Origin of the sequence: Xenorhabdus griffiniae, assembly GCF_001028135.1 — a bacterium.
Classification (GTDB): Bacteria; Pseudomonadota; Gammaproteobacteria; order Enterobacterales; family Enterobacteriaceae; genus Xenorhabdus; species Xenorhabdus bakwenae.
In genome coordinates this window covers 1-9,348 of the sequence record NZ_LDNM01000100.1, presented here as the reverse complement: position 1 = coordinate 9,348, position 9,348 = coordinate 1, and the positions used below count along the sequence as shown (strand labels likewise).

General features: G+C 42.1%; 7 protein-coding genes, 3 tRNA genes and 2 pseudogenes. 4 read left to right on the top strand and 8 right to left on the bottom strand.

Going from position 1 to position 9,348, the window contains the following annotated elements; translation table 11 throughout:
- The first annotated feature begins 94 nt into the window (after positions 1-94).
- Positions 95-1,249 (top strand): annotated as a pseudogene (locus tag AAY47_RS16265) (ISAs1 family transposase).
- Here AAY47_RS16265 and AAY47_RS20915 read toward each other — a convergent pair.
- Together AAY47_RS20915 and AAY47_RS16260 are read right to left on the bottom strand one after the other, a co-directional pair.
- Positions 1,233-1,421 carry a helix-turn-helix domain-containing protein gene (locus AAY47_RS20915; protein WP_083446751.1) on the bottom strand — a complete coding sequence of 63 codons (189 nt, stop codon included), beginning with the start codon at positions 1,419-1,421 and terminating at the stop codon, positions 1,233-1,235. The pseudogene AAY47_RS16265 and the gene AAY47_RS20915 overlap by 17 nt on opposite strands.
- Before the next feature lie 152 nt (positions 1,422-1,573).
- Entirely contained in the window at positions 1,574-2,515 is a 942-nt protein-coding gene (locus AAY47_RS16260; RefSeq protein ID WP_047771177.1) for a Kdo(2)-lipid IV(A) acyltransferase, read from the bottom strand.
- 347 nt (positions 2,516-2,862) lie between these two features.
- Here AAY47_RS16260 and AAY47_RS16255 point away from each other — a divergent pair, with 347 nt between their 5' ends.
- Entirely contained in the window at positions 2,863-3,921 is a 1,059-nt protein-coding gene (locus AAY47_RS16255) for a rhodanese-related sulfurtransferase (protein WP_047771176.1), read from the top strand.
- Between the two features lie 431 nt (positions 3,922-4,352).
- Here AAY47_RS16255 and AAY47_RS22070 read toward each other — a convergent pair whose 3' ends face one another.
- From AAY47_RS22070 to AAY47_RS16230, 6 genes are all read right to left on the bottom strand, one after another.
- Entirely contained in the window at positions 4,353-4,490 is a 138-nt protein-coding gene (locus AAY47_RS22070; protein WP_160300210.1) for a hypothetical protein, read from the bottom strand.
- A gap of 209 nt (positions 4,491-4,699) precedes the next feature.
- Positions 4,700-4,954 carry a biofilm formation regulator BssS gene (gene bssS / locus AAY47_RS16250; RefSeq protein WP_047771175.1) on the bottom strand — a complete coding sequence of 85 codons (255 nt, stop codon included), beginning with the start codon at positions 4,952-4,954 and terminating at the stop codon, positions 4,700-4,702.
- Positions 4,955-5,303: 349 nt separating this feature from the next.
- Positions 5,304-6,356 (bottom strand): dihydroorotase, encoded by a 1,053-nt coding sequence (gene pyrC / locus AAY47_RS16245; protein ID WP_047771174.1) that lies wholly within the window; start codon positions 6,354-6,356, stop codon positions 5,304-5,306.
- A gap of 230 nt (positions 6,357-6,586) precedes the next feature.
- Positions 6,587-6,662 (bottom strand) — tRNA-Asn (locus tag AAY47_RS16240).
- A 294-nt stretch (positions 6,663-6,956) separates the two neighbouring features.
- Positions 6,957-7,032 (bottom strand) — tRNA-Asn (locus tag AAY47_RS16235).
- Positions 7,033-7,301: 269 nt separating this feature from the next.
- Positions 7,302-7,377: transfer RNA gene (locus AAY47_RS16230), tRNA-Asn, on the bottom strand.
- Positions 7,378-7,881: 504 nt separating this feature from the next.
- Here AAY47_RS16230 and AAY47_RS21385 point away from each other — a divergent pair.
- Positions 7,882-8,466 (top strand): annotated as a pseudogene (locus tag AAY47_RS21385) (ISAs1 family transposase).
- Between the two features lie 32 nt (positions 8,467-8,498).
- A partial coding sequence (locus AAY47_RS16220) for a phage baseplate assembly protein (RefSeq protein WP_047771172.1) occupies positions 8,499-9,348 on the top strand: 850 nt, incomplete at its 3' end.

Sequence of the window (9,348 nt, the reverse complement as noted above, 5' to 3'; positions counted from 1 at the left end):
CAGGGCGAGAGCGTGAACTTTTTGTTAAAAAATTTCAGGTTTGACGAATAAGAAAAAATATAATTTCATACTTCTTTTTTCGGGAAGTATTCTTATGAGTATCGATGCTTTTTCTCGGTATTTCAGTACATTAACAGACCCCCGCCAGTCGTCTAAGATCAGTTATCCTTTGTTTGATGTCCTTTTTCTGTCGATTACAGCCATCATCGCCGGTGCAGAAGGATGGGAAGATATTGAAGATTTCGGCGAAACGTACCTGAACTGGTATCAAGAAAAACCCCTTTTTCCTAATGGAATACCGGGACATGATGCTATCGCTCGCCTGATTTCTCGGCTCAATCCCGTTGAGTTTCAGCACTGTTTTATTCATTGGGTTCAATGGGTTAACGAACGCTCAGAAGGGAAAATTATCGCCATTGACGGAAAAACGTTGCGGGGAACTTATGATGGCAAGAATCGGCAGTCGATGCTCCACATGGTGAGTGCGTTTGCCACCCAGAACGGCGTAGTGATGGGACAACTGAAGACAGACAAAAAGTCCAATGAAATCACTGCGATCCCAAAATTACTCCGCTTGCTGGATATCACAGATTGCCTGATAACAATTGATGCGATGGGATGCCAAACGAAGATTGCGGAACAAATTGTGCAGCAGGAAGGTGACAATCTTCTGGCGGTGAAAGGGGATCAGGAGACGTTGTAGCGCGCGGTTAAGAAGGCGTTGTCAGCCCAAGTTTCTGCCGTGAGTCATGTCGAACATATCACGATAGAACAAGGACATGGTCGTATAGAAGCCCGTGAATATCATGTGTTACCCGCCCAAGCGCTGTCTCAACAATTTCCAGAATGGAAAAACTTAAAAACTGTGGGCGTGGCAATTGGATATCGAATTGATAATAAAGGAAAAGAATCGCTTGATTATCGTTATTACATCAGTTCAGCGGAACTGAGCACCGACAAATTTGCCGCCGCTGTCAGGGGACACTGGGGGATCGAAACCCGCTTACATTGGGTTCTTGATGTCACGATGGGAGAAGATGCTTGCCTTATCCACCGGGAAGAATCGGCTGAAATATTGGGATGTATGCGTCACATCAGTGTCAATATGTTGCGGGCAGAGACAACCAAAAAAACCAGTATTCGGCTAAAACAACGGCTTGTGAGCATGGATATTAACTATTTGGATAAGGTATTAGTTGCAGGGTTTAAGGCGTTGGGCAAGAAGAGAATATTCACGCTCTTGCCCTGAGAATAAATTGATTTGTTTCTCTTACAATAATTTTATCATGAAAATCTTCACGCAGCTGATGTAATATTTTGCTCATTGCCGATTGTGTAACACCTAATTGCTTTGAAGACTCAGTTAGGTTAAGAGTTTGCAATATTGATATTAAAGCTGGTAATAACTTGTAATTATTCAAGATGTGTTTTCCATGGAATGAAACATCTAATGATGTATAATAATTTTATGTCACTAATATGAATCCTGGACAAAATACCACTAAATATTCCTGACTCAGACACGGGGAAGATATTGGCTGTTACTTAGAAAATAACAGCCAGATGATGTTTATCAGTGAATATTATCGTTGTCACCATATAAAGATGGCATACCTTTAGGGCGAGTTTTGAAACGGCGATGCAACCACATATATTGATCGGGTGCCTGCATAATTTCCTTTTCGATCACTTTATTCATGAAGGTTGCGGCTTCTGTTTCGTCTTGCAGAGGAAATTTTTCTATCGCGGGCTGAATAATTAACTCATAACCCTTTCCATTGAGTAACCTTCGCGGAGTAAAAGGGATGAGTGCAGGTTTGGCCAAACGGACGAGAATGGAGGTTCCGGTCGTAGTTGCAGCGTGTTCAACAGCGAATAATGGGGCAAATACACTGTTACGTGGGCCATAATCGTGATCAGGGGCGTACCAAACAATCTCACCATTTTTTAGGCATCGGATCATGCCCTTAACATCTTTTCTGTCCAGCATGTATTTATTGGAACGGAGACGCCCCCAAGTTTGTAGCCAATCCATAACAAGATTGTCATTTGGACGATAAACACCAATACCTGGGTTCAGCATACCAAAAATACGTGCTCCTAATTCCAGTGTTAAAAAATGGATACCAATGACAATAACCCCCTGTCCTGTGGATTGCACTTGTTGAATATGCTCCCTTCCGGTGACCTTGAACCAACGATTGATGCGCCAGTCAGGCCAAAACCAGGCCATTCCTGTCTCAAACAGGCCCATGCCAACAGATTCGAAATTTCTGACTAGATATTCCTGTCGTTTCTCTGCTGGCATATCAGGGAAACAGAGTGCCAGATTGCGCTCTGCAACGTTGGCCCGTTTTTTTAAGAAACGTAGTGAAAGTCGTCCAAGCCGGGTTCCCATCCAATAAATCGCTGGATAAGGTAGCAAAACCAGTAAATAAAGTATGCCAATACCTAGCCAGGTCAGCCAGTAGCGGGGATGTAAAAGCGAACGACAAAAAGGAGGTGCTTGTATCATGTGTTTTCTGTATGTTATTTGTTATTTTGAGTCGGTTTCAATCTGTCTGAATTAGAGATGCCTAAGATAGGCTCTAAAAATCATATTGGTGTATTGTGACACTTTTTAGTGGAATATCGAAATTTTGCGGCACTAAATATTGAATCTGGTAATAATTTGTTTGCAAGATTTACTGGCTGGCAAGGTTTTGCTGCCTCTGACCATCGTAGTCACCCTGCCACTGTATCGGCGTGATGGAAAAGCATAAATCACTATCCGCTAACGGCCATTTTCGTTATGATATCCCGCCATCAATGGAACGACCATTGAAGTTTTCATTTTTTAATCGAAATTCAGGAAAGAACACCATGCCAGTGTTGCATAACCGTATTTCTAATAAAGAGTTGAAAGAGCGCATGTTGGCTGAAATTGAGCCTCGCACTACTATCTCTTTTTATAAATATTTCACCATTTCCGCACCACAGACTTTTCGCGATAGCCTGTATCAAAAATTTACCGAGTTATCTGTCTTTGGGCGGGTTTATATCGCCAAAGAAGGTATCAATGCACAAATTAGTGTGCCTTCCAAAAATGTCGATGCGTTGAAGGCATTATTGGATGAAACTGATCCGGCATTATATAATCTGCGTCTTAACATTGCCTTAGAAGATGATGGTAAATCATTCTGGGTCCTGCGCATGAAAGTGCGTGAGCGCATTGTTGCAGATGGTATTGAAGATGAAACTTTTGATTCATCTAAAACAGGCGAATATCTGAAGGCGGAGCAGGTTAACCAAATGCTGGATGATCCTGATACCGTCTTTGTCGATATGCGTAACCATTACGAATATGAAGTTGGGCATTTCGAAAACGCGATTGAAGTTCCATCAGATACGTTTCGTGAACAGCTGCCAATGGCTGTAGAAATGCTGAAGGATAATAAAGATAAAAATATTGTCATGTACTGTACTGGCGGAATTCGTTGCGAAAAAGCAAGTGCTTATATGTTGCATAGCGGGTTTAGCAAAGTTTACCACGTAGAGGGTGGCATTATTGAGTATGCCCGCAAAGCGAAAGAACAAGAATTGCCAGTGCGTTTTGTTGGTAAGAACTTTGTCTTTGATGAGCGTATGGGTGAGCGCATTACTGAAGATGTTATTGCTCACTGTCACCAATGCGGAGTGACGTGTGATAGCCATACCAACTGTAAGAACGATGGTTGCCATTTGTTATTTATCCAGTGCCCATCCTGTGCAGCACATTTCGAAGGCTGTTGCAGCGATGCTTGCCGTGAAGAGATGAAACTGCCAGAAGAAGAACAGCGTATCCGTCGTGCAGGAAGAGAGAATGGGGCTAAGATTTTTAATAAGTCCCGCTATCGATTAAATGAAGGTTTGAATATTACATCCCTGCAATCTATTAAATAGTCGTGCTTTAAGTCGTCGCCGTTCCCATCTTTCAAATTGCAGCTTTATTCTCTGTGCTTACTTATCCCATTCACATAATTTATTATGTGAATGGGAATTTTATACTAGAATAGGTTATTCAAAAATCTAACAAAACACTTGAAGATATTGTAAATAAAAAGTAACTCTATTTTGTTGGATACACCTATTTTTTCTATAATATCCTCTGATGGGGATAAACTGTACTATTGCTGATTTTTAATGTTTTGGCAATTTCATGAGTATCCATTTCTGACATCCAATAATAGATGATACGATCTTTCTGGTGACTAAAAATAGAACCATGAGTACTGAAATGAGAGAAACAACATTGAACATTATATAATACCATTTCTTTTAGGTGTTCAAGTAATATCGTTAGATCTTTCTTGTATAAAATTATTATTTTTCAATTACATATGAGGTGGTGAGCTATTTATGGTATCACGCATTGATACTGCTTCTAAAGAGAGGATATCTGTATTTTCTTTTAGGGGTTCAATAATTCCAAAGCGTGAATAATAGCATTCATTAATGACTAATGGTTTCATTACTTGAACATCCTTGTTCTACTGTAATTATATTTAAATATCAGTTTAATAGCTAAACATTAGGCGAGTGAACACGAACGTATAAGACAATATTTGAAGAATAATAAACCATATGGATAATTTTATTTGTTGAGATGTGTTCAGTTGTTCATTTGGGACACTCAATATATTGAGTGTCCCAATGTGTTGGAGGCTAAATTTAGTTATTGTTAATGTTTAATATGATCAAGTTGGCTGTATTCTGAGGATTCTATTTTTTCAATCCCGGCTTGTAAAATGAGGATAAGCTGTTTGGCAACGCCTGTTGTTAACCACAACGTTTTGTCAACACTGACACTTTCTGTTGTTTGATCTTGGGTGGATGAGTAATGAAGGCGTATCATCATAGCGTCATAGGCATCGACAGTGCTGATATCCCAGCCTACAACAGGATGTGTTTGAATTATTTCATTTTCTTTTCCCATAAAACCTCCTAATCAGACTACAGAATCATATTGATATAATTGACTAAGAGCAGTAAGGCCTCGTCTAAGACAAGCCTTAAGCAGTATAAACCTTTTTGGCAATCTATACTCGATAAACTTCAAGTTGCAATCCGCAAGACGACGCGAGGCCTTATATTTCCCCGCTGCACGGGGAAATATAACACGCATCTTAAATTGGATTGGTATAAGAAGTGAAAAAAGCAGGATTTTTTGCATCAGAACCGAGAAGAACCATGATGGGTTATTTCTGCTTTTTATCAGACCAGAAGTGCGCAGAAGTAGTGTGCGGAAATAAAAAACAATTTCCGCACGAAAGAGCGTGCTAAAGTTACTTACATTCCCTTACATCCCATCTTGCATCTTCCCCTGCAAGAAATGGAATTAACTTTTCGTCACCACACGCGATGTATTCAACAACAGGGGTTGGTTTACGGGTGAGTTCGATAAAACCATCATTAACTGGCAAACCGTAAAATGCAGGGCCATTCAGGGAGCAGAAGGACTCGAAATATTCCATTGCACCCATTTCTTCAAAAACAGTAGCATAAGCAGCCAGGGCGGTTGGAGCATTGAAAACGCCCGCACAGCCACAAGAAGATTCTTTGCGGTGCAGTACATGAGGAGCGGAATCCGTGCCTAAGAAAAAGCGGTTACAACCACTGGTAACTGCTGCTCGGAGGGCTTCTTGATGAATGTTGCGTTTTAGTACAGGTAAGCAGTAAAGGTGAGGACGAATACCACCAACCAGCATATGGTTGCGATTGAACATTAAGTGCTGTGGTGTCAATGTCGCGCCTAATTTATCGTTGCCTTCTAGAACATATTCTGCGGCTTCTTTGGTGGTAATATGCTCGAAAACAATTTTTAATTCAGGAAATTGCTGACGTAATGGTTCCATTACCTGTTCGATAAAGCGCGCTTCACGATCAAAAATATCAATATGAGAAGCGGTAACTTCCCCGTGGATCAGCAATGGCATCCCTATTTTTTCCATGGTTTCCAATAATGGGTAGATCTTTCTGATATCGGAAACACCGTGGCTAGAATTTGTTGTTGCGTTGGCGGGGTAAAGTTTGCAGGCGGTAAAGATGCCTTCTTTATGGCCAATCTCAATTTGATTGCTGGCTGTTGAATCTGTCAGATAACAAGTCATAAGAGGTTGGAAATGATGATCTGACGGTGTAGTTGCAATTATCCTCTCTTGATAGGCTTTGGCGCTGGCAACATCCGTCACTGGAGGGACGAGGTTGGGCATGACGATAGCTCGGCCAAAAAAACGGCTGGTATGGGGTACAATGGTTTTTAGCATACCGCCATCACGAAAATGAACATGCCAGTCGTCAGGGCGGCGGATTTTAATTGTATATGATTCAGTGGTCATGGAACCGGCTCCAGAATGTAAGTGAAAAATGATGGATGCTGATTCAGCAATCCTTAAGCCGGAGGAGAATGATAAAGTGAAAATAGCTAAATAGCTATTATTGAATGATAATACTCTCTAAATTTTGAAAAATTATAATTTTAAGTTTATCCGGGATGAGGGTACGTAGAGGAAATTATCTTATCAAAAAAGGAAAAAATAGAAGTAACAACACGAGGGTGAATTGAATTTGGCTCCTCCAGCTGGACTCGAACCAGCGACATACGGATTAACAGTCCGCCGTTCTACCGACTGAACTATGGAGGAACTCCTTCAAGACGGGGCGAATATTAACGGCATTTTTTGCGTTTGTCAAAGCAGAAAATAGTAATAACCGTTTGATTGCTGAGAATCCGTGCGTTATGTGTGTTTTTTGACTAAAACTGACGGGTAATAGTAAATCGGGGAGCAGAAATGGGGCATAGGAGTAAGTAATCGAAGAGGAAAGCAAGAAGGAAGATCCCTGAAAAATGGAGATCCTAAAAAGAAGTAGGACAAAAAACTGGAGACCAGAAAGCAAAAAACCTGATTAGTTAATCTAATCAGGTTCTTCAAAATATTTGGCTCCTCCAACTGGACTCGAACCAGTGACATACGGATTAACAGTCCGCCGTTCTACCGACTGAACTATGGAGGAACTCCGTTTAAGTGGCTCGAATAATAACGGCATTTTTCACGGTTGTCAAAGTAGAAAATAACAATAAGTGTTTGATTGCTCGTAATATGCGCTTGTCGGGCTGTTTTTGATCTTTTTGTGTTTTTAGCATAGGTAATCACGTCGGCAAGGCTATTTGAAATAGAGAAGAAACGGGAAATAAAGAGATGGAGATAAAAGGGAAGGTGTAACCGTTTGTGCTCAAAAGTAAAAATCCCGACCAGCAAAGCTAATCGGGATTTCCAGAAATTTGGCTCCTCCAGCTGGACTCGAACCAGCGACATACGGATTAACAGTCCGCCGTTCTACCGACTGAACTATGGAGGAATTGAGTTGTTCCTGAGAACGGAGCGGATAATACAGTGAATGGTTTAATGTTGTAAAGTAAAAAAATTAAAAATAAAACCAGTTGATTTGTTTTTCGTCAAAATGGCTTTTTTTGCTGTTTTTTGCTTAAAAAATATCTAATAATTTGAATTTTTATTGATTTTAACATCTTTATTGTTTTTTATTTATCTAGGAAAAACTCAACTTATTTTATATACCAATCCAACTTCAAGATGCGTGTTATATTTCCCCGTGCAGCGGGAAAATATAAGGCCTCGCGTCGTCTTGCGGATTGCAACTTGAAGATTATCGAGTATATTCGTTGCTTTTATCTCTGTTTTTATTGAATTCTAAGTAGAAAACACAAGATATTACAAAGTAAATATGTGCAGGATTGGTTTTTAATAGATACTGGCAACAAGTACAGAACAGGTTGGTCTTAGTAACAGGGGTTATGCATGAAAATATTGAGTGGATAATTCCTTCATTTTGAGAGGGGTGCAGATGAAAGAATTAGTGGCGGTCTTTTCTGATTTTCCAGATCCACGTTGTCAGGGAAAGGTTAAACACCGTTTTATTGATATCTTAGTGATCGCCGTATGCGCTGTCATTGCCGGGGCTAATGCCTGGACCGATATTGAACAGTACGGCCAGCTAAAAAAGGATTAGCTGGGTTCATTTCTTCCGCTCAAAGGCGGTATTCCTTCACATGATACTTTCCGGCGCTGTTTCAGTTTATTAAATCCCGCTCTCTTTGAACGTCATTTTTATCAGTGGGTTTCTCGTGACATCTCTTCAGAAAAGCGGGGGATCATTGCGATTGATGGTAAAAGTTTACGCCATTCGTTTGATAAGAAAATTGAACAAAGCCCACTACATGTGGTGAGTGCATTCTCGGTTGAGAAAGGACTCAGCTTATGTCAGTGTGCAGTAGACGGAAAATCAAACGAAATTAAGGCCATCCCGGCATTATTATCGATGCTTTCATTGAAAGGACATCTCGTGACGATGGATGCGATGGGCTGCCAACGCACGATTGCTCAGCAATTACGCGAGAGTGAAGCTGATTATATTTTGTCGCTTACGTGACCCGAACGCGATTAAAACCGGAGATATCCTCAATGCCTATACCCGATAAGAAAGCCGTACCATTCGAGGATAAACCTGTGCTGTTATTGAACGGCCAGGCCCACAGTGACTGGCAGCACTACCGTATCGACAGCGATTTTCTGAAGGCCACCGATGCCTGGCAATTATCGCTCGGCCTGCCTGATGGGGTATTCCCGGTGGATGCGGTACGCGGTGCGCCGGTCAAAGTGAAAATCCGGGACACGGTGATTTTGTCCGGCCGGGTGGACAGCGTGACGCGGGACGTTTACCGCCGGGGCGTCACCCTGAGCTTGAGTGGCCGCGATGACGCCGCCATTCTGGTGGATTGTGCTGCCCCTGTCTTTAGTGCCCGCCAGTTAAATCTGGATGAAGTGATTGCCAGCATCGTCCGCCCGCTGGGCATCACCCGCATCCGTATTCAGGCGAGTGACATGACACGGAATGACCGGATACATATCGAACCCGGCGAACGGGCGTGGGATGCCCTGGCAAGAGCCGCCGCCGCGCGCGGCGTCTGGCCGTGGTTAGATCCCGACGGGACACTGGTCATTGGTGGCCCGGACTACAGCAGTCCCCCCGTGGCGGATCTCATCCTGCGTCGTGATGGTCAGGGCAATAACCTGATTTCGTTGTCAGACATGCGCAATATACAGGGCTGTTTTTCCGAATTAATCCTGCTGGCACAAAGCCATGCCTCCACAACCGATAACCAGAAATTGAAGCTGAAGCCGGTGGATGTCACTTCCTCTCAAAAGTTTACTGTCACTGACACTACCGACAGTACCGATGATTCAGACGATCAGGCGAAAACCGGACACCATAATTACCGGATTAAAGTCACTGACCCGACGGTCCCCTATA

Coding starts and splice junctions, on each gene's coding strand:
- AAY47_RS22070 (WP_160300210.1), bottom strand. CDS start 4,490: ATGAAACCATTAGTCATTAATGAATGCTATTATTCACGCTTTGGAATT.
- AAY47_RS16260 (WP_047771177.1), bottom strand. CDS start 2,515: ATGATACAAGCACCTCCTTTTTGTCGTTCGCTTTTACATCCCCGCTAC.
- AAY47_RS16255 (WP_047771176.1), top strand. CDS start 2,863: ATGCCAGTGTTGCATAACCGTATTTCTAATAAAGAGTTGAAAGAGCGC.
- bssS (WP_047771175.1), bottom strand. CDS start 4,954: ATGGGAAAAGAAAATGAAATAATTCAAACACATCCTGTTGTAGGCTGG.
- pyrC (WP_047771174.1), bottom strand. CDS start 6,356: ATGACCACTGAATCATATACAATTAAAATCCGCCGCCCTGACGACTGG.